This is a genomic window from Thioclava nitratireducens (genome assembly GCF_001940525.2).
Classification (GTDB): domain Bacteria; phylum Pseudomonadota; class Alphaproteobacteria; order Rhodobacterales; family Rhodobacteraceae; genus Thioclava; species Thioclava nitratireducens.
Window position 1 is genome coordinate 82,456 of the sequence record NZ_CP019439.1, and the last position, 21,606, is coordinate 104,061.

24 protein-coding genes and 1 pseudogene are annotated in these 21,606 nt (G+C 59.4%); 3 read left to right on the forward strand and 22 right to left on the reverse strand.

Annotated features, from left to right (window positions below; all coding sequences use genetic code 11):
* Nucleotides 1–5: 5 nt before the first annotated feature.
* The 15 genes from BMG03_RS20335 to BMG03_RS20400 are packed head-to-tail and all read right to left on the reverse strand — an operon-like array spanning nt 6 to nt 11,489.
* Nucleotides 6–1,082, reverse strand: coding sequence for a TrbL/VirB6 family protein (locus tag BMG03_RS20335; protein WP_075777199.1), 1,077 nt, complete (start codon nt 1,080–1,082; stop codon nt 6–8).
* Between the two features lie 12 nt (nt 1,083–1,094).
* Entirely contained in the window at nt 1,095–1,508 is a 414-nt protein-coding gene (locus BMG03_RS20340) for a hypothetical protein (protein ID WP_075777198.1), read from the reverse strand.
* Nucleotides 1,505–1,699: a hypothetical protein gene (locus BMG03_RS20345; RefSeq protein ID WP_075777197.1), complete on the reverse strand. Its 195-nt coding sequence runs from the start codon at nt 1,697–1,699 to the stop codon at nt 1,505–1,507. Before BMG03_RS20345 ends, BMG03_RS20340 begins: the two co-directional genes overlap by 4 nt.
* On the reverse strand, nt 1,696–2,682 hold the full coding sequence (locus BMG03_RS20350) for an ATPase, T2SS/T4P/T4SS family (protein WP_075777196.1): 987 nt from the start codon (nt 2,680–2,682) through the stop codon (nt 1,696–1,698). Before BMG03_RS20350 ends, BMG03_RS20345 begins: the two co-directional genes overlap by 4 nt.
* 4 nt (nt 2,683–2,686) lie before the next feature.
* Nucleotides 2,687–4,066 carry a TraB/TrbI/VirB10 family type IV secretion system protein gene (locus BMG03_RS20355; protein WP_075777195.1) on the reverse strand — a complete coding sequence of 460 codons (1,380 nt, stop codon included), beginning with the start codon at nt 4,064–4,066 and terminating at the stop codon, nt 2,687–2,689.
* The gene (locus BMG03_RS20360) at nt 4,063–4,758 is read right to left on the reverse strand and encodes a TrbG/VirB9 family P-type conjugative transfer protein (RefSeq protein ID WP_075777194.1); all 696 of its coding nucleotides are present in this window, start codon (nt 4,756–4,758) and stop codon (nt 4,063–4,065) included. The genes BMG03_RS20355 and BMG03_RS20360 overlap by 4 nt, the downstream gene beginning before the upstream one ends.
* 2 nt (nt 4,759–4,760) lie before the next feature.
* Nucleotides 4,761–5,417, reverse strand: coding sequence for a VirB8 family type IV secretion system protein (locus BMG03_RS20365; protein WP_075777193.1), 657 nt, complete (start codon nt 5,415–5,417; stop codon nt 4,761–4,763).
* A 14-nt stretch (nt 5,418–5,431) separates the two neighbouring features.
* A complete protein-coding gene (locus BMG03_RS20370; protein ID WP_075777192.1) occupies nt 5,432–6,241 on the reverse strand; it encodes a type IV secretion system protein in 810 nt (269 codons plus the stop codon).
* Nucleotides 6,241–7,329, reverse strand: coding sequence for a lytic transglycosylase domain-containing protein (locus tag BMG03_RS20375; RefSeq protein ID WP_075777240.1), 1,089 nt, complete (start codon nt 7,327–7,329; stop codon nt 6,241–6,243). Before BMG03_RS20375 ends, BMG03_RS20370 begins: the two co-directional genes overlap by 1 nt.
* 55 nt (nt 7,330–7,384) lie before the next feature.
* Nucleotides 7,385–7,552: a hypothetical protein gene (locus tag BMG03_RS20915; RefSeq protein WP_167733416.1), complete on the reverse strand. Its 168-nt coding sequence runs from the start codon at nt 7,550–7,552 to the stop codon at nt 7,385–7,387.
* Complete coding sequence (locus BMG03_RS20380) at nt 7,549–9,912, reverse strand: VirB4 family type IV secretion/conjugal transfer ATPase (protein ID WP_075777191.1); 2,364 nt, start codon at nt 9,910–9,912, stop codon at nt 7,549–7,551. Before BMG03_RS20380 ends, BMG03_RS20915 begins: the two co-directional genes overlap by 4 nt.
* A complete protein-coding gene (locus BMG03_RS20385; RefSeq protein WP_075777190.1) occupies nt 9,902–10,180 on the reverse strand; it encodes a VirB3 family type IV secretion system protein in 279 nt (92 codons plus the stop codon). Before BMG03_RS20385 ends, BMG03_RS20380 begins: the two co-directional genes overlap by 11 nt.
* On the reverse strand, nt 10,173–10,466 hold the full coding sequence (locus tag BMG03_RS20390; RefSeq protein ID WP_012187323.1) for a TrbC/VirB2 family protein: 294 nt from the start codon (nt 10,464–10,466) through the stop codon (nt 10,173–10,175). Before BMG03_RS20390 ends, BMG03_RS20385 begins: the two co-directional genes overlap by 8 nt.
* Nucleotides 10,463–11,077: a lytic transglycosylase domain-containing protein gene (locus BMG03_RS20395; RefSeq protein ID WP_075777189.1), complete on the reverse strand. Its 615-nt coding sequence runs from the start codon at nt 11,075–11,077 to the stop codon at nt 10,463–10,465. Before BMG03_RS20395 ends, BMG03_RS20390 begins: the two co-directional genes overlap by 4 nt.
* Nucleotides 11,078–11,120: 43 nt before the next feature.
* Nucleotides 11,121–11,489, reverse strand: coding sequence for a hypothetical protein (locus BMG03_RS20400; RefSeq protein WP_075777188.1), 369 nt, complete (start codon nt 11,487–11,489; stop codon nt 11,121–11,123).
* A 210-nt stretch (nt 11,490–11,699) separates the two neighbouring features.
* Between BMG03_RS20400 and BMG03_RS20405 the strand changes: the two genes are divergently transcribed.
* The 3 genes from BMG03_RS20405 (at nt 11,700) to BMG03_RS20415 (ending at nt 12,728) form a co-directional block, all read left to right on the forward strand.
* Nucleotides 11,700–11,951, forward strand: coding sequence for a hypothetical protein (locus BMG03_RS20405; RefSeq protein ID WP_317963157.1), 252 nt, complete (start codon nt 11,700–11,702; stop codon nt 11,949–11,951).
* Between the two features lie 124 nt (nt 11,952–12,075).
* Nucleotides 12,076–12,333, forward strand: coding sequence for a helix-turn-helix domain-containing protein (locus BMG03_RS20410; protein WP_068241761.1), 258 nt, complete (start codon nt 12,076–12,078; stop codon nt 12,331–12,333).
* A gap of 167 nt (nt 12,334–12,500) precedes the next feature.
* Nucleotides 12,501–12,728, forward strand: coding sequence for a hypothetical protein (locus BMG03_RS20415; RefSeq protein WP_075777187.1), 228 nt, complete (start codon nt 12,501–12,503; stop codon nt 12,726–12,728).
* Nucleotides 12,729–12,857: 129 nt separating this feature from the next.
* Here BMG03_RS20415 and BMG03_RS20420 read toward each other — a convergent pair whose 3' ends face one another.
* The 7 genes and pseudogenes from BMG03_RS20420 to BMG03_RS20450 all read right to left on the reverse strand — a co-directional run bounded on the left by BMG03_RS20420 (nt 12,858) and on the right by BMG03_RS20450 (nt 21,465).
* On the reverse strand, nt 12,858–13,679 hold the full coding sequence (locus BMG03_RS20420) for a class I SAM-dependent methyltransferase (protein ID WP_075777186.1): 822 nt from the start codon (nt 13,677–13,679) through the stop codon (nt 12,858–12,860).
* A 186-nt stretch (nt 13,680–13,865) separates the two neighbouring features.
* On the reverse strand, nt 13,866–14,612 hold the full coding sequence (locus BMG03_RS20425) for a hypothetical protein (protein ID WP_244271044.1): 747 nt from the start codon (nt 14,610–14,612) through the stop codon (nt 13,866–13,868).
* Nucleotides 14,613–14,695: 83 nt separating this feature from the next.
* A complete protein-coding gene (locus BMG03_RS20430) occupies nt 14,696–15,550 on the reverse strand; it encodes a patatin-like phospholipase family protein (RefSeq protein WP_075777184.1) in 855 nt (284 codons plus the stop codon).
* A 424-nt stretch (nt 15,551–15,974) separates the two neighbouring features.
* A complete protein-coding gene (locus BMG03_RS20435; protein WP_244271046.1) occupies nt 15,975–17,033 on the reverse strand; it encodes an IS481 family transposase in 1,059 nt (352 codons plus the stop codon).
* A 148-nt stretch (nt 17,034–17,181) separates the two neighbouring features.
* Nucleotides 17,182–18,858: an amino acid ABC transporter ATP-binding/permease protein gene (locus BMG03_RS20440; protein ID WP_075777183.1), complete on the reverse strand. Its 1,677-nt coding sequence runs from the start codon at nt 18,856–18,858 to the stop codon at nt 17,182–17,184.
* Entirely contained in the window at nt 18,846–20,489 is a 1,644-nt protein-coding gene (locus BMG03_RS20445; RefSeq protein WP_077701452.1) for an ABC transporter ATP-binding protein/permease, read from the reverse strand. Before BMG03_RS20445 ends, BMG03_RS20440 begins: the two co-directional genes overlap by 13 nt.
* Nucleotides 20,490–20,813: 324 nt before the next feature.
* Nucleotides 20,814–21,465 (reverse strand): annotated as a pseudogene (locus tag BMG03_RS20450) (IS6 family transposase).
* Nucleotides 21,466–21,606 lie beyond the last annotated feature (141 nt).

A 21,606-nucleotide genomic window follows, 5' to 3' on the forward strand; every position in this document is an offset into this window, starting at 1 on the left:
GGCCGTCACCGTCGTCCAAGTCGACCTAGTCTCGCCAGCTGCGCCAGCATTTTTGACCCCGAGTCTGCGGATCCTGTGCCTCCTGCGGAACCGGTCTGCCCCATCCCTTGCCGAACAGGCATCTGCTGCACACCGAAGAACTGCCGCGCTCTGAGGGCTGCATATTCCGCACCGCTTGCCCCACCGATCAGGTAGCGATTGTAGGCCTGCTGGCTGCCCATTGCGGCGCGGGCAAAGCTGTAGCCGCCGCCTAGGCCACCAGAGAGGGCGGGCATCATGATGTTTCCGGAGATCGCGCGGACGATGAAGGGCGTGGCAATGATGAAGCCCTTGGCCATGAGGACCATCATGAAGAACGGAATGAGCGCACCGATATTTGATGCCCCTTCCGGGTCGCCAAGCTCACCGATCAGAGCGGAAGAGACGCCAGTGATCGTGGCGAACACCCCTGCGACGACGATTGGGTAGAGTGCGAAGGAAACCAGTGCCGACAGCCAGCGTGCGAAGTAATCTTTAGTCACCTCGAAGAGGGTGAGGAAGATCATTACCGGCGCGATCCCGATTAGAAGTGCGATCATCAGGCGGGATGCCACAAGGATGAAGGCGGCCAGCCCGCCGAGTATCGAGAGCAAGAGGACTCCGACAATGTCGAGCATGGCGCCGGCCATCCAGTTCAATTCTGAACCTGCGGCGTTCAAGTAGTCCCCCAACTCGGCGATCAAACGGTCGAATTCTTCGGCGAAAGTTCCAGAAGGGCCAGGAGTTCCACCGCCGACCGAAGCCACGAGCGCCCCCGCAATGCTGTCAATGCCAGCTAGGATGGCGGAGGAGAGGGCGTTGAACTGCACCCAGTTGGTTGCAAATATCCCGATCAACCCGATCTTGACCGCGAGCCAGAAGGCCGTGCGGCCGTCCATCGCCTTGTACTGGTAGATCGTGTTCAGGAAGACGAGGATCACCACGAGCGTTGTTCCCAGTACCAGAAGTGTGCCCACCGTTGCCGCGACCGACCCGAACTGGGTTTCGGCGGCGGCGTCGAGATAGCCCTGGGAGGTTTCAACGAAATAGGTGACGACGCTCATCTAAAGTGTGCCTCACCAGTTTCCTGCAGCTTCGCAGATGGCTTTAGCCTCGAGACGAACGTCGTTGGCGCGCCGATTGTAGGCGTCGGATGCTTCCAGCATTTTCCAGCGTTCGTCACTGGCGTGGACCTCGCGAAACACCGCCTCGGCTGCGTCCCAAGATGGGAAGCGGATCTCGCAAGCGCAGCTGCCAGTCTCTACGATGCGTTCAAGATTTTGGGCTCGGTAGATGTCTTGAACCAACACGCGCTGATAGGCTTGGCGCAGGGGGATCTCCTGCATCCAGACGGGTTCAGCGGGCCGGTCTGGACAGACGTCGAAACTGCGCTCGAGGGACGGCACGAGATTGCGCTCAGCGAAGCCGGGTGCCGACGTCAGGCCCAGGACCAGCGCAGTCAGTACGAGGGTACAGCCCGCCTGCCTCATGCCGTGGCTCTGGCGGGTGTGGTCTCGCGCTTCAGGAAGACAGTGTGTCCCACGTTGGCGAATTCCGAGGAGCTGATCGACATGACCTCCCAGCCTTCGGCCCCCTTCACATTTAGGCTGGCCTGCATGTCGGCAAGGCTGGTCTTTCGGGTCATGGGAAAGCTGAGGATGTCGTATTCAAAGGTCTTCATTGGGAAGCTCCAATCTCGGTTGTGCCGGGGAGGTAGAATTCAGTAATGCCGCGTTTGCCGTCATGGCGACCGGCCTGAATGATCACGTCGATGGAATTCTCGATGTACTGGACCATGTCGGCATAGGTCATCGGGATCTCGGTCTTGAGGGCTGCGATCGCCAGCCGCTGCACGGCCAGTTGCGGGGTTTCTGCGTGAAGGGTGGTCATGGACCCACCATGGCCGGTGTTGATCGCCTCGAGGAAGGTCATGGCCTCCTTGCCTCGCACCTCGCCCAGGATGATCCGGTCGGGGCGCATGCGCAACGTTGCGGTGAGCAGCACATCGGCGGTCTGGAACTCCGCATCGCGATTGGCGATGAGGGTCACGGCATTGGGCTGGGTCGGCAGAAGCTCGGCGGCTTCCTCGATGGTGACGATGCGTTCCTCGGATGGCACGTGCGAGAGGATCTTACGCGCAGCCACGGTCTTGCCGGTTGAGGTGCCGCCAGAGACGATCATGTTAAGCTTGTTGTCGACGCAAAAGGCCAGCGCATCGTCGATCACGCCCGCGGCCACCACTTCACGCAGTTCCTGGGTTTTCTCGAGGCGGAGTTCTTCAAGCTTGCGTTCCTTGCCATAGAGAAAGTCGAGTGCGATCCCGTCGAGTGGCAGGCTTGAAAAGAACCGAAGGCTGATCGACATGGCGGTTAGCACTGCAGGTGGAGTGATGACCTGCGCCCGGATCGGTCGCCCCTTGTAGGTGATCGAGACCGAAACGATCGGGCGATCCTTGCTCATTGTCGTGTTGGCGGAGGAGGCGATCTGGTTGCCGAGGTCTTTGACTTCTGTTGCGGTCAGCCTCTGGTCCAGCTTTCGCATGAAGTGATCGCCCTGGAATTCTCCCCAGCAGGTCCCGTCGGGATTGATGCAGATCTCGATGACATCGTCGCGGGTGGCGGCGGCGATCCTGTCGAGGGAGGTTTCGAGATAGCTCAGCGACATGGGCTCAGAAAATCTCCAGATCGCGGTCGACCATCACCGTGACGCGCGCGCCCTGGTCGACATAGATAACGGGGCCGATGGAGAGATAGTCGCCAATCACGCTGTCCGTGGCATCGGCAAGATCATCGCCCACGTCTTCGAGCACGTCCGCGGTGGTCTCATCCTGGACGTTTGCAGCGGCAGCGCTTGGCGCGGCGGAGATCAGCGATATCAACGCCGCTGAGCCGAAACGCTCATCGAAGCGCGTGTCGACAAAGCCGGTCACGCCGGAGCGGCCCAATTCGTCACCCCCGAAAGAGCTGATCTGGATCGTCTGGTTGTCGGGCAGGATGATCCGGTCCCAGGCGATGGTGACCCGGCGCTGCGCGATATCGACGCCAGAGCGATAGCGCCCGATGAGACGGGACCCGCGCGGGATCAGGAGACGAGAGCCGTCGACGCTGTAGACATCTTCGGAAACGACGGCACGGGTCTGGCCGGGTAGGGAACTGTCGAGGGCGGTTTCCATGACGGCCTGGATCATTGTACCCTGAATGATGGTGTTGGACGGGTTGGCGATGACTTCTGCCTGTGTCACCGAATTGGGCAGCGCGCCATTCAGAACGAAATCCGTCACTTCCCCAAAGGTCCGTTCGGTCAGAGCCGTCTCATTCGCACCCGAGGTACCACCAAAGGCGATAGTGGGCGAGGCGATGCGCCGCTCCTGGAAGGCGCGTTCCTCCGCCGCGCGGCGTTCAAGTTCTGCCAGCCGCCGTGCCTCTTCCTCGCGGCGGAGCCGTTCTTCCTCCCGCGCGCGCAATTCGTCCTCGGTAGGACCGACGGGTGCCGGAAGCGGGCGGTTCGCCTCGAGCTGCGCAAGTTCGAGGTCCATACGGATTTGCTCCAACTCCCGATCACGGGCAGTGAGTTCGTCTCGGAATTGCTGCTGTGCGGCTTCCGAGGCGGCTTGCAGCGCCGCGATCTGCGCGGTCAGCGCATCGATGGCTTCGGCGGCAGCCGTGTCTTCCTCGACCACCGGTTCGGGGGCGTTGCGCAATTCCTCGATCTGGGCCTGAAGGGCGGCGAGTTGCGCCAAAAGCTCGGCGTTCGGTTCCACCGGTTCCGGTGCGACCAGAACGACTTCGGGCTCGGGTGGGGGGAGGGTTTCGATCGCGCCAAACCCGTCGCCTTCGTTCTGGAACACGTCCGGCGTGGCCGTGGGCAGGGCTTCTTCTTCCTCGGGTTGGGACAGGAGATAGAGCAGTGAACCACCCGCCCCGATCGCGAGGACAACGACCAGTGCGAGCATTGGTGCGCGCCGTGGGGCAGGGGGTGACCCTGCGCCCTTGCCTTGTTCTAGAGCAGCGAGGCGTTTCTCGAGGTCTGCGTTTCCAGTATCGCTCATGAGCCTACCCCCGCAGGTGGTGTGGCCTCGATGCAGACCACCTCCTCCCCGATCCGCAGCACCCATTGTCGGTTCACGCCTGAAACCCGGATCACGCCGTCCTCGGTGGCTTGTGTGTTGACCGTCCGTTCTCGGCCATTCGCGTAGCGGAAGATCGCAGGCACCGGCGCGTTCCGCGGAAATTCGAAATACGTAAACGTCCCGTCATCCCAGACACGGGTGGGGGTGAACTCGGTCCGCGCGCTGGCACCGTAATTATAGTTCGGCGCTTGGGCCGCGATGGCACGTGTGGGCCGCGTATTGTCTTCGGGGTAGCGGAACTGGACCACGTAAAAGGTCGGACTGCGGGTCTCTTGGACGTTGAAGTAATAACTGCGCCTGTTCGTGTAGACGGTCACATTGGTATGCACCCCGCGCGCCACCGGCTTGATCGCGAAGGCCTGACCGCCGGGTACGCCGTCGATCTCGAAGCCTTCCGTGTCGCCCGCAATGATCGAGCGGATGCTCTCGCCTTCCCCGAACTCGACCGTGGTCACATGGGTGAGCGACACGCTGAGGCGGTAGACTTGACCTTCTTGATATGTTGCCAGCCGCACCCGATTGTCATTGGGCCCGCCACGCGGGATGGCTTCGGCGAAAGCAAGGCCGGGCAACAGGGCAATCAGCAATATGAAAAGTCGAGCAGGGAACAAATTCAATTCTCCAATCTGTCGGAGCGGATGGAATATTCGAGGACCGTGAAGCCGAAGGGGTTGGTCCAGACCTCATCGATGGAGCGGCGGGTCTCGGGGCGGAACTCGAAGAGAAGCGTGGCGGTGAAAAGCCCGGTTTGGACGCCGTTGATAGATGTCAGGCGCTTGCGCAGGCGGACCGTCGCGCGGTTGGTTCCGATCCGGTTTATGCTGAGGATCTCCACGTCGAGCCGCGCATTGGGGCCATAGACCGTCGGCGGGTAGTTCTCATTGGCGCTGTTCCAGATCTGGCGCAGCCCGCTCTCGGCAGCTCCGTCCGAGCGGCGCAGGACGTTGCGGATGCGCAGATCGTTGTCGAGCTGGTTGTAGACCTCCCGGTCGGTCACATAGCGGAACACTTCCGCCTCGATGATCGCCTGGTTGGCGGTCACCGAGGAGGCGCCGACCGAGGCTTCGGGGAGTGCAAAGCCGGTGGCGGGATCATAGGGAACAACGACGGGGGGCGGGTCGACATCGAGGATCGAGACCGCCGCGGCGCTCAGACAGCCGATGACACCGAAGACAAGGCCCGTCAGGCCAAGGCGTTGCCAGAGCCGTTCGCGGCGCAAGGCACCGTAGACCAGTTCTTCCTCGATGATTTCTTGTTCACTCGCCACCATTCATGCCCCCACGATTACTCGGCCCGAAGGTCCGGCAAGGTGAAATCCATGAAGCGCTGTTCTTCGGCGATTGTGGCGGCATCAATCACGCCGCCTGTGCCGTCACCCACGGTTTGCACGGCCTCAAGCTGCCACATGGCGACGAGGGCAATTGCCAGCTCCGCCGTCACCCGCGTGTTGAGATCGATACTTTCCTTCAGTTCGTCCATGTCATCGATCAGCCCGACCAACCGGTCGACGCGTTCCAGCGATTGGCCCGCGTCCTCGTAGCTGTTCTGGGCAGCGGCCGAGACGAGCGCGCCGGTTGTGGCCTGCGTCGCCACGCGGTTGGCCCCGGGATTTCCGCTGGTGGCCATTTCCGTGAGGGTATCGTCATCAAAGCCGAGATCGGCCAGCACCCGGTCCATCTGTGTTTCGATCTCGCCCGCGCCGGAGCCCGACAGGCCAGAGAAGTCTCCGGTCTTGATCGCCTCAATCGTGGCGATGATATCGCCGAACTCCTGGTCGAGCAGGCCGTTCAGCTCGTCCTCCATCTCGGTGCGGATAATCTCGGGAAGTTCGGCAAGGCGGGTAAGTGCTTCATAGGTTCTTTGCAGCTCCGCGAGTTGGTCCGTGAGTGTCGCAAGCTGTTCGCGTAGCTGCGTCAGCTGCTCGTTTTGCAGGATCTCGTCTTCGATCATCTGCCGGAGCTGCTGGATGTTTTGCGCGATGTTCTGGGTATCGACGACGGGCACGCCTTGCGCAAGGGCAGGGGACAGGGTGCAGACATACAGGCTAATCCCAAGCGTCGTGGCCAAGGCCGTTCTCAAGAGTAAATCTCTCATCAGTCTATCTCCCTGATCGTGAATTCCATGAACGCGCCCTCGGCCATGCGGGCGCTGGCCTGTGCCAGCTCTTCGGCCGAGAGTACGCGGGTCCGCGCCGCCTGTAGCCGGATGCGGGCCGCGACGAGACGCACGAGTTCGGCGCGGGCATAGGTGTTGAGCGCGACGCTTTCCTGCACGTCTTCCGTCGCGGAAATCCGCGTGACGATGTCTTGGATACGCAGGGCAGCTTGCCTGATCGCGGCCGGCGAGTTGTTGCCATAGAAAGCCGCGCCATGCCCGGTCATCGAAAGGTTCGCATTTGCCAGAAGCGCGGGGTCGATCGTACCGAGCGCTTCGATCCCGCCGATGCGGCTCAGATAGAGATTGTAGCGTTCGGGGATGACCTGGACGTAGTGCTGCGTCTCGCGGAAGGGTGGTACGCCCCCATATTCGAACACGCGACCGGGTCCGGCGTTGTAGGCCGCGAGGGCGTTGATGATATTGCCGTCAAAGGTGTTGAGCTGGGCCGCCAGATACCGCGCGCCGCCATGCACCTGCAGGTAGGGGCTGTCATAATATTCCGGGTTGATCCCGAGATCGCTGGCCGTGCCGGGCATGATCTGGGTGAGGCCAAAGGCCCCGACAGGCGACCGCGCACCGATGGTGAAGCGGCTTTCCTGCCAGATGAGCGCCTGCAACAACGCGCGCCATTGAACGGGGGAGAGGCCCGCGCGGCCCACGCCCGCGAAACCGCTGGTTTCCTGAGCGACGCGGATGATGAGTTGCTCGATGTTTTCGGAGGCGTCCCCGAACATCTGCGCGCCGCCGGGGTTGGGATCAATCTCAGCATTGCCATAGACGGCCTCGGCGGAACGGGCCGGATCCCCACTGCCACTTTCCAGCCCGGAGACCATGGCCGGCAAACCCTGACCGCCGAAGCTGGTTTGGGCATCGAGGATGCGTTGCAAGGTCTCGAGTTGCTCGCGTTCGATCTCGGCAATGAGTTCGCGCGCGGCAAGCTTGTCGGCCTGGACCGCGAGGTCGGCCTCGCGATCGCTGGTCTCGACGATGTCACGCGCGGTCAGCCCGCTGTCATTGGTCGGCACGCCTTGGGCGGCGCCAAGACCGGGCAGCAGGCAAAGGGCCAGGATATGAGGCAGCCTAGACTTCAACGTCACCCTCCGGCGTGCCAAGGGGCGTGAAGCTGCAATCAGGTGCTGTGGGTGCTGTCGAGGCCAGGAAGGTGAAGCAGTTCGCCTGCGGTTCCTGGTACTGGGCGCAGGAGGCCAAAGCGCCGAGCGCGGTGAGAAGAAACAGAGTACGAATCATGAAAGCCTCCAAAAGTCTGGGCGGTCGCGGTAGTCGGCACCGACGAGAGTCTCGCCTTTTTCCATGCCGCCGAGGATGGTGAGATTGGGCCCGAGGGCGCTCAGATCGGCATCGACGACGATCGAGCCCTGGTCGTCGCGGATGAGCGCAAGGCGGCTGTCGCTGCCGGTGTTGAGAAGCACATCGAGTTCCTTCTCATAGAGGTTCAGCATCGCGTAATCGGCGGCATGGGCGCGGATGTTCGGGAGCAGGATCTGCGTCGGCACCGCCTCGACGATGGTCTTGCCGGTCCGGGTGCGTTCGAGCTGGCTCGCGTATTGCGTCATCATCACCGCGACGGTGTTCTGCTTGCGCGCGGTCACGAGCCAGTTCGACAGCCGCTCGGCGAAATACGCGTTGTCGAGCGCCTTCCAGGCCTCGTCGATGACGATGATCGTGGGACGGCGATCCTCGATCTCGCGCTCGACCCGGCGGAAGAGATAGGAGAGGACGGCCATGCGTTCTTTCTCGGCCTCGCTGTCGAGAATGCCGGTGAGATCGAAGCCAACGACATCGCCTTCCAGAGAGAAGGTGTCTTCCAGCGTTTGTCCGAAGATCCAGCCGTAGCGGCCCTCTTCGGTCCACTCGAGAAGGCGCTGGTGCAAATCGCCACCATCGTCGGTGGAGACAAAGAGCGATGCAAAATCCTGCCAGTTGCGCAGGGCGGGGTTCGTGGCCTGCGCGTTCTGACGCACGACCTCCTGGATGCGGTTGGTCTGGGCCGGAGTGAGTGGCTTGTCGGCACGGTAGAGCAGGGTGGCGAGCCAATCCGAGAGCCATGCTGTGCCGCGACTATCGGTTTCCGTCCAAAGAGGATTGAGCCCTGTGGGTTGCCCAGCTTTCAAAGACGCGTAGCGCCCGCCATTGGCACGGACCGCCATCTCCATACCGAGACGGTAATCGAAGACGAAGATCCGCGCACCTGCTCGACGGGCTTGTGTCATGAGAAAGGCCGACAGCACCGATTTGCCCGATCCGGGCCGCCCCATTATCAGTGTATGCCCGCTGGTGGGTTCTTTGTCGGGGCTGCCTTGCTCGTGATAGGAGAAACGATAGGCGCTTTGTTCGGGCGTGGGCAGATAGGTGATGACCTTGCCCCAGGGTGTTTTCTTCGCCGGTTTGCCGAGCTGGGTCCGATGAAACGCCGCGAAATCCGCGAAGTTGCGATTGGTGATGGCACTTGCGCGCACGCGCTTGGGCTGGTTGCCAGGATGTTGGCTGAGGTAATGTGCTTTGGCGGCGACCCGCTCGCCGATCATCTTCACGCCTTCGGCGGCGGCGGCGTTGACGATCTCGGCGCTGAGGGATTGCAACTCGTCCAGCGTGTCGCAGAAGATGGTCACGACCATATGGTGCTCGCCGAAGCTTTGGCGCTTGGCCTCGAGATCATCGGCAGCAATGTCGAGGGCTTCCATGAGCGACAGGGCCGCGTCCTGCGAAGCCTGCATCTGGCGCTTTTGCCGTTTGATGCGACCCGCCATGAGGTTCGAATTGATCGGCGTGAAGGAGTGCGTGACGATCATGTCGACAGGCAGGTTCAGCATGTCGAACATGGTGCAGGAGGTGGCCTCGGAATATTCCCCGATGGTGAAACTCTTGCCGTAGCGATGTCCCACGACGCCTTCGGATAGCTCGAAGTGATCTCCGTGAAACGTCACCCGGGTATTGGCGATGTTGAAGGACAGGAAGCCGTAGGTGTTTGCCGGATAGAGCGGCAGTTCCGTTCCCGTGTTGAGCGCCCCCAGAAACCCGATCAACTCGCCGCTTTTGGCGGTTAGTACGCGCGGATTCAGCTCCGTCAGGCCTGACAGGAAGACACTCACGGCCTCGCCCAGACGGCGCAGGCGCTTCTCGGTTGCTTCTTTGAGGCGATCCGGCGCGCTGCGGTTCAGGAATGGCAGGACGCTTTTTGGAGGCGGGCGATGGATGATCGTAAGGGTGAGCGTCTTGTCGCGCAGCCCGCTGGTCTCTAGCTTCTTGCGCCAGAGCCGGTCGACTTCTCCCGCGAAACTGTCCTCGCGCAGCGGCTCGAGGTCCGGCGTGATCGCCTTCGAGACTTTATGGACGTAATAGCTGAACTCCGGCCCCAATTGCGCAATGATCCGGGCAAAGAGCGCGGTCACCTTGTCGAGATAGGCGTCATCGGTCGTGTAGCTATTGACCCCGTCGAGCCGGATGCACTGGAAAAGCTCGTTGACCCGGGTCCGCACGGTCTGGTCATCAACTAAGCTCACATAGGGCAACATATGCGCGAGGCGGGTCTCGCGCGCATACCACTCCGGTGTCATCGTGCGGGGATCGAGCGCAGCATCACGGGGCATAGCTGTCCCCGCCGTGGATGGAGCGGTTCCGCGTGGGCGGGGTTTCCTGCAGCGCCGTCATCATCACGTCGATGAAACGCGGATCCCAGTCCGCGGCCTTCCAGAGAACCGGGTAGAGCAGGGCGGCCACGCCCAGCACCGCAAGGTGCTGGACCCAGACGAACAAGAGCACCGAGCCGAAAAGCCAGACCATCGCGTACATGATGGGCAGGCCCAGAAGCTTCGGCGGGCGCACGAGGCCCAGAAAGAGAGGCGAGCGCTCAGCCACCGGCGAAAACCGCGGCGACGATGGTGGGAGCGGCCGCAACACCAGCGATCCCGACGAGGACCCAGAGCGCCTGACGCAGATCGATGATATTGAAGAACCAGCTCAAGAAAACGCCAAGGACCGCGAGTGTGGCGATCACGACGCCGAGCGGGCCGGTTAGAGCATCGACAATGCCCTGCAACAAGCTTTGGATCGGGGAGAGATCGATGCTTTGGGCAAGGGCGGGCTCGGCAATGAGCAGGAAAAGCGCCAGTGAGGCGACAAAGAGGTTTGAAATCTGTCTCATGAATTTGATCCTTCCAATCGGGCCACGACAGCCATGACGCGGGCCACGTGGTTCTGGGTTTCTCGGTAGGGGGGAATGCCGCCGTACTGGTGGACCGCATCGGGTCCGGCGTTGTAGGCTGCGAGGGCAAGGCGTGGATCGCCAAACGTGTCCAACATCATCGCGAGGTAGCGGGCGGCCCCGTCGAGGTTCTGCAGCGGGTCACGCGGGTCAACGCCGAGATCACGGGCAGTGGCGGGCATCAGCTGGCCAAGGCCTATAGCGCCCGCGCTCGAGATCGCATCCTGGCGATAGGCGCTCTCAACCTCGATATTGGCCCGATAGAGAGCCAGCCAATCGGTCACGGAAAGCCCCGCGCGACGCAGGCCCGGATGGCCGGCATAGCGCAAGGCCGTGGTCTGAATCCCAGAGAGAACATCGGCGCGGGGCAGGGGAGTCAGGCGGGCAAGGGCCGCAACTTGGACGCCCTCTTGCTCGTCCTCTACCTCGCCGAAAATTGCGATCCCATCGGAGGCCGAACCCTGACCAATCCCGTCATTGTAGTTTCGAGCAAAGCTGCTTTGGGAGCGGGACGGCGTCAGAGAGCCGTCGCTCTCCATGACCAGGACCATTTGCGCTGAAGCTGGCGCTGTGACCAGCCAGAGACAGACGAGGCTAGCTGCCAGTGCCCTCTTCTGATGGGGCTTTGTCTGGTGGGGCGAGTTTGTGCGTACGGCTTGTCCCCGCCTCAAGCGGCAGGTCGACATGCGCAAAACCAAGACCAATGAAGAATGACACCACGCCGGAGATCGTCTTGAACTCGCGGATCTTGATGTCGTTATAGGTCGTCCGTGTACGGGCGGTGACGAGGAGCTTTTCCACCCCATCATCAGAGACAACCCGCATGATCCAGACCCCGTAATAACTGGGGCCTTTCTTGTGTGCCGATTCCTGACACAGGATTTCAGCGCTATAGCCGCTTTCCACGAGTTCGCGGAACCTGGCTTCCGTAACCACATTTGGTGCTTCGATGTCCCAGTTCATGGCCCGGCTCACGCTTTCTCCAATGGCGCGACCCTAGGCATTCCCACTTGAAGCCCAGAGTTACGATAGTATATTATCAACCGCAAGATGTAATATCATGCTTTGGCTGTAGTTTGGTCACGCAAACACTAGTCTCGGCCAGTGTCCGCGATCAAGGAGATAACAGGTTTGAGAAACCCGAGGTTGATATGCCTGCTCCCATTGCAAGCTCTGGCCCTTCTGATCTGCGTTCCCGGGCCGGTTTTGGCGGAATCCTGCTTCGCCCCGCCCCGCCCCTTCCTGCCTAGTGATTCGCAGGCCGCACGGGACTATGCGGCTATCATCCGCGGCGATTTCGAAAATTACATCCAGGATATCCAGAGCTACTTCCGTTGCCTTGACAGCGAACGCGCCCGCGCTTTCGAGGAAGCGCGGGAAGTCAGCGAGGACTATGGCCGATTTCTGCAATTGGTAGGGGATTGATGGGCAGCCTCGGGAGCATCAGACTAGCAGCCCGTGAAAACCAGACGCCGATAACACCCTCAAATATCTACTTTTTAGATAACAGATTTCATCCGCTAGCGACGTCACAAAAGGTATGTGACGCGTGGCAAAAACAATCAGAACAAATGGCCAGTTGGCGCTCGTCCGTGCGTTGGTTGATGCACGTCAGAATGCGGGTCTCAGCCAGCAGCAGTTGGCGGCAAAGCTCAAACGCCACCAGTCGTTTGTGGCACGTCTCGAAAGCGGGGAGCGTCGTATCGACGTCGTGGAGTTCACGGTTCTGGCGAGGGTCATTGGCTTTGACAAAAATGAAGTCCTGTCGATCGTCGAAGCCGCCACGGAGCCCGACCACAAGATTTGACAGAAAAGTAATTTTGGGACGCTCCGCTTTGTGCGTCCCCAAGTGAAGTGAGCTCCTCAAGAAAGAGCGGTTAGCCAACATCCCCCAAGCGCGGCATGCGGTGCAGGCGAGCACCACAGTTCGTCACGCTGCAATATCAGAGCCTCAGTGCAGGAAGTCAGTAAACAGTGAACGATGATAAAGGTGAGGGCGTCGCGATCGCCAATCTGATCGGGACCGATGGGTACAGCATTGTTGGTTGGGTTTATCGCTGGAGTACAGGCGGGCATGCGGTGATGTGGGACGTCCACGGGCCCCAGCCGGTGTCGGAAATCCGGCCGGATCTCACTGCGGAACAGAAACAGGAAATTGACTTCGACGGTTTGAAGCGGATCGGAAGCGGCGACAGCAAATAGGCTTCTCAGGTAGCCGCCAGTTCATACTAATGGATAGGGTATGCCAGCATACCAGACATTGGGGCAGCACGCAGCGAATGCGGACTCTGAGCCCAAAGTTTCGAATGCTGCGCAGCGATCAAATGGCAGCTATCGACCCTGGGGGCTGGATACCTTTCGAGCTACGAGACAATAGCTCATTGGAATTTGAGCACTGCGTCCCTCGTAAATGTCATACTTCGGCTCGCGAATGGTGTGCCCGTATTCTCTCAGTTCAATGATGCCGAGCCCAGACTGGGCACACGCGGTGATGATCTCGCCGAGCGGGTGAATAAACCAGTAACCCGTTTCACCCTCGCCGTGGTCTTCGCCGTCATAGGTGATTGCTTCGGTCACCGTCTGTGGCTGCCGCTCAAAATAGCTGAAGGCAGGCTCAAACGGTGTGGAACTTGCTGGATCAAAGACCTCCATAAACGGATGCGTTTCGTAGATAACAAGCCGCCCGCCCGGTGCGAGCAGCCCGGATGTAATACGGAAGAACTCCGACAAGTCCGGCATCCAATTAAGAACGCCTATGGTAATGAGGGCAAGGTCAAACTGGCCGACATCCGAAGGCAGTTCGTAAATGTCCGCCTCAAGAAGGCGCAGGTCGAGGCCAGCGGCGTCTGCGAGTTTCTTGGCTTGGGCGAGGAAGCCGCTCGCTTGGTCGATACCCATTTCGGGCAGGATTCCCAGTGAGGCCAAGGAAATCAACTCACGGGCGTTGTTGCAGCCAATTTGCACAGCAGACTTGCCCTTGAGGTCAAGCCCTTCCAGCGTGGCCGTCAGAAACGGGTCGAGTACCGAAAAGCCGGGATGGGCCGCATTTTCAAGAAGCTGCTCCCAGTGTTTCCCTTCACCGTGCAAAGGTGCTGAAGCGTTCCATGCAGCGCGGTTCGCCTTCGTAATTTCCTTTTGTGTGATGTCAGCCATCTAGCGCACCGTTGGGGTAAAGTGTTGATCATGTGTAGCCAACAGTAGACCTTCGAGAAGTCGTGAGGAAGGGCGGCTTTGTCCGCTCTCCAGACCTTGGCATCTACAGCAGCGAACGACCGGTAATCGAGTGACTTGGAGCACTTAGGTCAATACGGCTGATTGCCAACGCTGTCTTTGTGGGCGCTAATAGTTCACCTGCTCAAAGCCGTAGTTCCCTTCATAGTCACGCCAGTCGACGAAGACGGAACGGTGATAGATGCTGGGGCAATTCTGGCCCCAGCGTTCGAGGCCGATATGGGCGGAGGGTAGGGCTGTGATGGAAGATCTCTGCCAGGCGAAGTCGCCTTGGGTTCCGTATGTGCCGAGGACCACGGTGGCGCTACGATTGCAGTCGCCGTCACGTCCGGATTCGTGCTGTCGCGCATACCGGACATCAAAGACCCGGATAGACCGCACGAAGTTGAACTCAGGTCCGCTGATATCGATGTCGGCGCGATCTTGAACGAGCCGGAGGGCCTGGTCGGCGGGAACAAGGTAGCCTGGGGCTTCTGGGGTGCGCCAAGCGGCCGCAATTGGGTCTGCGGTATCGCACGCTGGAAAGGATTGGCGCGGTCCAGTGCTGTTGTTCTGGAAGAACGCTTCAAAGATGCGGTCTATACTGTTTGCTGCTGGAGCGGTCTCAAAGGACGCGCCCATGGGACAGCGCCAGATTTGAAGCGGGGGTTCCACCGGCCAAGGCGTAATGCGTCGGATGAATTCGGCGCGGGCTCTGGCGCATGGCACGGAAGCAGGCCAGCCACCAGAAAGGCACAGGAGGATCGCGCAATCGATCGGGTATGTCTGCGCGCGGGCGGGCATCGGCAGCGAAGAACTTGTCACAGTCAAAGCGACTGCGACCGAGGGGAGGAGTTTCTTGAGTAGATGACGCATGCTGAGGACCCTCTGTGATAGAGTTCAGCATACATACGATAATATACTATCACAACACTAAGTATGTCGGCGCATAATGAAGTTTATGTTAATTTTTTGCGGCTATCTCTAGGCGGACCGCCCAGCAAACGACTGATTTCAACCTTGGCTTTCTCGCGAAGCGGCTTCGTCTCCTCCAGTATTTGCCGTGCGTGCAAGAAATCGAGCGAACGAAAGGTGTCCACCGGCGGGCGCAGCAATAAAGTTTCGGGAAATTTTGCGACCGTATGCTTCACGATGGACATCTGCATCAACTGGTTGGAAGCGTAGACAGCATCGATCTTGTGTGGTCGCCCAAACGCCTGGCCCTGTGTGCCGCCCGAGACATCGACGGCGACGACGTGATCAGCCATGCTCTGAACGAGGTCCAGCGGGCACGGCTTCGTCGCGCTGCCGTCAATATAGAAATGCCCGCCAAACTCTACCGGCAGAAAAACTGCTGGGATCGCCGAAGACGCAGCCATCGCCGGCAGCAGCTGTCCGGTCTCGAATACCGTGGTCGATTGTTCAAAATAATCCGTAGCGGCAATCTTCAGAGGGATCTTCAGGTCTTCGAACCGTGGTGGCAATTCAGGTGGCAGAATGACACCAAGAATGCGTTCCAGATTGAGCTCCGCGATCCGTAAGCCACCTTCCTCGAAAAACGTCTCCAGGTTGGCTGGCCGCGTCCGGAATAAATCGCGGAGAAGCCGTCGCCGATTGCTGACGCGGTCGAGAACGAAATCTTTGATTTCGGCGCCAGACATTCCGGCGCATCTGGCACATCCGATGATTGATCCGATCGAGGTACCAGCGATCATGCTGGGAAAGACGCCAAGGTCTTCGAATGCTTCCAAGACATGAACGTGCGCGAGGCCCCTAGCGCCGCCGGCTCCAAAGGCGAGCGCTATGCTATCCAACGCAGCACCGTTGGCGACGGAACGTGTTGGCAGGAAACGTCATAATCATAACATCTTAGTTCGCGATCGTTTCTGGGGTAATACATTGCAACTGTTGCGTCGCACTAGCGATTGCGTCGCGGGCTGCTGCCAAGCTCAAACCCACTTAAGAATGCCTCTATGAGGGAGCTATTCCCCCCTGTTCGTGTAGTGACACGATTGCGATTTTTCTTATGCCAAAACCGTTTTGATAGAAGAACGACAAACCCCGCAACAATTGAGCCGCCTCCGATGATCAAGGCGGCAAATTGCGCATCGTATAGGTCCGATAACCAAAGCCACAGAGCCAACACCAAAAAGCCTACGCCGACGCTCGTAAGAAGGAATGCAATGAGCGAGAATGCAAGTGTGACAACGATTTGACGTTTCAATTGTCTGAAAGTCATCAGTGTTGCCCTCTCGACATCAGGATTCCCAAGAGAATACCGAGTGCCGTCGTGAACCCAAGCGCCTTGCTCGGCTCCTTCTTGGCATAATTGTCACATCCCGGAAGGTGGTAGGGCTGTTTTCTGAACAGCTCTGGTTTGAGTTTGTGCCAGTCCTTCATGGCTTGCAAGGGCGGTTTGCTGCCCAAGGCTGATTGCGGGAGCTGCTGATTGTAGAGCCAGACGTATCGATGCAGCGTCGCCTCCAGTTCTTCGCCTGATCGGAAGTGGTGGCTTTGCAGGACTTCTTCGATGCGGCCATTAAATCTTTCGACCATGCCATTGGTCTGGGGTGATTTGGGCGGGGTCAAGCGGTGCTCTATGTCGAGGGCGGCGCAAAGTTTGTCGAACTCATGTTTGCCAGTTGCGGCCCGCTTACGCAGGCCAAAGAGCCGATCAGTGAACTCTTTTCCATTATCGGTCAGAATGGTGCGGATGCGGATCGGGCAGGCACGCTCCAGGTCTCGCAGGAATCGCCGGGCATTCGCAGCAGTCTTTGCCTTGAAAATGCGGATGAAAACCCACCGTGTCGCCCGGTCGATGGCCACGAAGAGGTAGCGGCGTGAAGTTTCGTCAGCCATCTGGGGCAGATACTTCACGTCGATGTGGAAATAGCCAGGCTCGTAAGCCTTGAAGGCGCTGTGTTTGGGCCGCGCTGCCTTTGCCTGCAGGTCACGCAGGTTGCCGACGCCATGCCGACGCAGACACCGGTCCAGACCCGAGCGCGAGACGTTCGGGTTCAGGAATTCTCGTACCACCGCCAGAAGATCATCGAGCGACACCAGCAACGTCTTGCGCAGCGCCACCGCCACGGCCTCCTGAGCCGGGGTCAACGTCGTTTGCAGGCGATGTGGCGTGTGGCTGCGATCCTCAACGTTGTCACGCTTGCGCCATTTATAAATCGTCTGGGGCGTCACCCCGAAACGCTCGGCTAGCGCCGTCCCGACCTCGTCGCTTGCCTGGATCGTTGCTCGCACCTTGGGCGTCGTCGTTGCTTGGCTGTGAAGATGGATCAGCATGCTCGTTCTCCGTCCCGGATGTCTCTCAGAACCGACCTTGCCATGAACAAAGCCGAGCGCCGAGGGGAAATGTGATCATCCGGGATGGAACAGCTATGCTATAGTGTTAACAGGCCCTAGTAGAATACTCTGCGACAAATCCAACGGATCATAACGCGATACAGCGCCCCGCAAAACGGCGTTCGGCCTCGCGATGGGACGCAATCAGGATCGCCGCATGTGGCACCCATTTTCGGCATCCCTCCAGAACCGCAGTCGCCGTCGCCTCATCCAGACCCTCGGTCGGTTCATCAAGCAACAGCAAACAGGGATCGCGCAACAGCACGCTCGCCAGCACCAGGCGCCGTGCTTCACCGCCCGAAAGATTGCCGCCCGCTTCGACAAGCATGGTATCAAGACCGTCGCGGCGGGCAAACGCGTCCCCAAGGCAGACGGCATCCAGAACGTCCCGCAATCGCTGATCGGTGGCCATTGGACAAGCCATCAGCAGGGTCTCACGCACGGTTCCGGCAATCAGAGCCGGGCGTTGGGTGAGGTATCCAACCCCTTGGCGGAAGTCGGCTTCACAATAGTCGCGAAAATCAAGTCCAAGAAACTCGATCCCCCCATCGGTCGGCGCGCGTAGTCTGGCAAAAGTGTCAAGGAGCAGTGACTTGCCGCGCCCGCTGCGCCCTGTCAGCGCAACGGTTTCCCCCGCTTCAAGTCGCAGCGTGAAACCGGAAAGTAGCGTTGCGCCAGATGGTGCCTTCAGGGTCAGATCAAGGGCCTTCAGAACCGGCCCAGTCTGCTCATCAGCACAGCTTGCCGTGGGAGCGATATTATCCTTCGTGGCGACAGAGAGGGTCGAAGGCGGATCACCTGTCAGATCAGGCACAATCCTGCTGGCGGCATCACGCATCTTGCCAACTTCAGCGAGTCCACGCTGAAACGGCATCAAGATTTCACCAATCGCCAGGGCGGTAAAGAAAGCCATGGCGGCCAGCGGTACAGAAAGGCTATCGCGCTGAACTAGAAGAACGGCGAGGACAAGTACGCCGGTCGCCGCAAGTGTCACAGCCAGAGAAAGCAACAGTGCCGCGCGGTATTCGGCCTTCGCCAAACGATGCGCCAGAGTTTCCAACTGCGCAAACTGCCGTAGGATCGGAGCCCGGTGATGCGCGATACTGCCGGCAAAGGCCAACAGAACACGGCCACGCAGGTGCTCGATCACAGCGGTGCGGCTTTCACGCAGCAACTCGGCTATTTCTGCCGAAGGTTTGAGGCTGGTGCGGACAAGAAAAGTGCCAGCGGCAAGGGCGGGCAGAAGCGTGGCCGCCAAAATCCAGACGGACACGATAGGCGACACCAGCAGGGCGATGACGATTACCGCCGCCAGAAGTGCACCGAATCCTGCCGCCACGGGAAACAGCAGCCGCAGGGTCAACCCGTCCAGCGCGTCTATGTCAGAAAGGATACGATTGAGCGTTGCCGAAGCCCGCATCTGCATGATCGCAGCAAACGGTTTGCGGGCAATGCCTTTCAGAAGCGTGATGCGCAGGCTTTCCAGCGCACGTAATGTTGCATCATGGGTCGACAGCCTCTCGCCATAGCGCGCGAGGGTGCGGCCGAGTGCCAGAAAACGCACTCCGGCACCCGGTGTAAATACATTGAAAGCAGCGCCTGCACCAGCTAGACCAGCCACAGCCGCAGCGGTGATAAACCAACCGGAAAGACCAATCAGGGCCAAACCGGCCAACAGCACGGCAAGCGAGAGCGACAGCCCACGTAGAAATGTCCGGCGTTCCTCCCTCCAAAGGAGGCGGACAATGTATATCAAGTCGTGCATGTATCCTCCACCTGCAACGTCCCGCCCATAGTCGCCAACAGATCGGGGTCGTGGGTTGCCACAATGACCATGCGTTGCTCACGTATCAGCGCGGTAATGGTCTTGCGGATCAGGGCGGCGGTTTTTGCATCAAGGTTCGCAGTCGGTTCATCCATAAGTAGGAGAGGTCGGTTTTCCAGTATCGCGCGGGCAATCATCAGGCGGCGGGCTTCGCCACCGGAAACACCGCTTCCCGCCTCGCCCAGTTCCGCATCGAGCCCACCGGGCAGGCGTTGGACCATACTGCCTGCATGAGCCGTATCAAGGGCGTGCCAGAGGGTTGCATCGCTTGCGTCCGGTGCGGCCAGCATGAGGTTGTGGCGCAGGGTTCCGGAAAAGAAAAACGGCTGCTGCGGTACGAATGAGCAATACTGTCGGCAGGCATCAGCTGTATTCTCATCAAGCAGGGTTCCGCCGAAACGGATGTCGCCGTGCAATGGCCGCACTAGGCCGCAAAGTGAGGCTAGACAGGTGGACTTACCTGACCCGCTGGGGCCAGAGAGGGCAATGGATTGTCCTAGCTGCAACTCAATATCCGGACACGTAATTCTATGCGCGCCGGACCCGGCCAGAACAAGCCCGCTAATGGACAGCGTGTCTGGCGGATTTACAAATATGTCCCCTCCGATTTCACCGATCATCCTATCAGAGGTATCGGTACAGGCAACTGCGATCTCATCATGCACAACGGAAGCGCCCTGTTGATCATGCCAGGCCGCCGCCAGATCGCGCATCGGCTGATAGAAAGCCGGGGCCAGCATCAACAGATAAATGCCTTCGAACATGCTCAACCCGTCAGACCAGGCCCCGAATTCAAGCCGTCCCAACAGAGACAGACCGACATAGACAGCCACCATTGCGACGCCGAGAGCCGCAAACAGTTCCATCACCGCCGAAGATAGAAACGCGACCCGCAAGACCGCCATAGTGCGCTGTCGCAACCGTTGGGCAGCTATCGTAAAGTCGGCAATGACCCGGTCAGTCGCATCCAGCAGACGAATGTCCGCCATCGCATGAAGCCGCTCCATTACCAGCGCGTTAAGCGATCCGATTTCGGACATGTGCCGTTCGCTTGCCGATTTTGCTGCAAGCCCGACCAAAGCCATAAATACGGGGATCAGCGGCCCGGAAATCGCAAAGGCCAGCGCTACTACCCAGGACATCCATGCGCTAAGAGCTAGGATAGCCAAGGGAACGACGATCACATTCCATCTGACTGGACGGTAGCGAACAGTTTCCTGTTTCAAGAGGGCAAGTTTATCTAAAATCAGCGCCCCGGCGGTTGCCGAAGGCAAACGGCTGCGTGAATGGCTGCCGTGTCGATCCTGGCTTTGAAGGACAGTCTTGCGCAGTCGCGCTATTTCGGCTTCAGCCAAATTGTCCAGACGCACTCGCCCCGCATGAGCTATCAGTGGCCGCATCATACCAACGATCGCGAACAGCGCCACCGCCTGCCAGATCATTGCGGCCTTCCCCTCGGCCAAGGCGGACAAAACATAGGCCGCCGCCGCCGCCTGAGGCAACCACAACAGTTCGACCGCAACCAGTGCAAACTGAGGAAGGATTGTTGCCCGGTGCGCGGCAAGCTCCAATGGCACTCTACTATCACCCCAATTTTTCGCGTTTTATGGCCCTTTAGGTGCTTGTAAGCGGTGTTTCAGAAGGTTTCCATTCTTTTGTGATTGTGACAAGACATTCACGAACAAGCCGAGATTGTAGACAGCGCCAGCTTTGAGCTCATCGAACTTGGCGAGGAAATCGATCGCGTGATTGCGCCGTTGAAGGGGCAGTTTGCGGCTGGGGGCGAAATGCTACCTCAGGTTGGCCAGTGATACTCGCCAGTCAGGTTGATATGCTCCCATCGGGACTGTTGCGTTAATTTTCGTCGGCCGGGGTAGCGCGTGACGACGTCTTGGTCACATGGTTGTTCCAAACAGGTGATTGATGAACACAATCTCACCCTTTACGCTCGGTTGTTTGTTATGGATGTGGCCACGCTTGATCGTTCGGATCGTCTCGATTCCGCTTCAAGGCGGCATGGTCGCTCTCGATCAGGTTGTTTCGCCATTTCTTGTCGATATGCCGGATGCTATCGAAATGTGGGTCGTATCGATGGTTGATCTCACGAATGACGCGCCGATATGTGGGTGCTTTATCGGTACAGATGGAGGCAGGCCGATGCAGCCGGACCCGCTCAATGGCCTTGCGAAGGAAGGCTCTGGCAGCCTTCGCATCCCGCCGCGCGGTCAAACGGAAATCCACCATTTGACCATTTGCATCAATAGCCCGCCAGAGATAGCGCCACTTGCCGCCAACGCGAATGTAGGTCTCATCCACGTGCCAATCAACGCTCGCCCGGCGCAGATGCTTCTCAGTGCGTTTGCTCAGCTCAGGACCAAACTTCTGAACCCAGCGATAAACAGTCGATCTATCTACGGTGATGTCACGCTCCACCAGAAGGTCGGCAACATCTTGGTAGGAAAGTGGGTAACGCAAGTACCAGCGTACAGCACAAAGAATGATATCACGTGGGAAACGGTGGTGTTTGAACGGGGACTGGCGCGGCATGAAGAACCTCAAAAGGCCAAAACTGGCCAATTGCCAAGATTAATGCAACAGTCCCCTCATACCTTCTCCTTGGTTTCAAAGTTGCCAAGATAAGCGTCTACAAATCCAGGGTCCCCTCAGTTCCGCGTCATTCAATCACTC

Excerpts from the sequence above, each read along its gene's own strand:
- BMG03_RS20335 (WP_075777199.1), bottom strand. The coding sequence starts at position 1,082 with ATGAGCGTCGTCACCTATTTCGTTGAAACCTCCCAGGGCTATCTCGAC.
- BMG03_RS20340 (WP_075777198.1), bottom strand. The coding sequence starts at position 1,508 with ATGAGGCAGGCGGGCTGTACCCTCGTACTGACTGCGCTGGTCCTGGGC.
- BMG03_RS20345 (WP_075777197.1), bottom strand. The coding sequence starts at position 1,699 with ATGAAGACCTTTGAATACGACATCCTCAGCTTTCCCATGACCCGAAAG.
- BMG03_RS20350 (WP_075777196.1), bottom strand. The coding sequence starts at position 2,682 with ATGTCGCTGAGCTATCTCGAAACCTCCCTCGACAGGATCGCCGCCGCC.
- BMG03_RS20355 (WP_075777195.1), bottom strand. The coding sequence starts at position 4,066 with ATGAGCGATACTGGAAACGCAGACCTCGAGAAACGCCTCGCTGCTCTA.
- BMG03_RS20365 (WP_075777193.1), bottom strand. The coding sequence starts at position 5,417 with ATGGTGGCGAGTGAACAAGAAATCATCGAGGAAGAACTGGTCTACGGT.
- BMG03_RS20370 (WP_075777192.1), bottom strand. The coding sequence starts at position 6,241 with ATGAGAGATTTACTCTTGAGAACGGCCTTGGCCACGACGCTTGGGATT.
- BMG03_RS20915 (WP_167733416.1), bottom strand. The coding sequence starts at position 7,552 with ATGATTCGTACTCTGTTTCTTCTCACCGCGCTCGGCGCTTTGGCCTCC.
- BMG03_RS20380 (WP_075777191.1), bottom strand. The coding sequence starts at position 9,912 with ATGCCCCGTGATGCTGCGCTCGATCCCCGCACGATGACACCGGAGTGG.
- BMG03_RS20390 (WP_012187323.1), bottom strand. The coding sequence starts at position 10,466 with ATGAGACAGATTTCAAACCTCTTTGTCGCCTCACTGGCGCTTTTCCTG.
- BMG03_RS20395 (WP_075777189.1), bottom strand. The coding sequence starts at position 11,077 with ATGGTCCTGGTCATGGAGAGCGACGGCTCTCTGACGCCGTCCCGCTCC.
- BMG03_RS20400 (WP_075777188.1), bottom strand. The coding sequence starts at position 11,489 with ATGAACTGGGACATCGAAGCACCAAATGTGGTTACGGAAGCCAGGTTC.
- BMG03_RS20420 (WP_075777186.1), bottom strand. The coding sequence starts at position 13,679 with ATGGCTGACATCACACAAAAGGAAATTACGAAGGCGAACCGCGCTGCA.
- BMG03_RS20425 (WP_244271044.1), bottom strand. The coding sequence starts at position 14,612 with ATGCGTCATCTACTCAAGAAACTCCTCCCCTCGGTCGCAGTCGCTTTG.
- BMG03_RS20435 (WP_244271046.1), bottom strand. The coding sequence starts at position 17,033 with ATGCTGATCCATCTTCACAGCCAAGCAACGACGACGCCCAAGGTGCGA.
- BMG03_RS20440 (WP_075777183.1), bottom strand. The coding sequence starts at position 18,858 with ATGCACGACTTGATATACATTGTCCGCCTCCTTTGGAGGGAGGAACGC.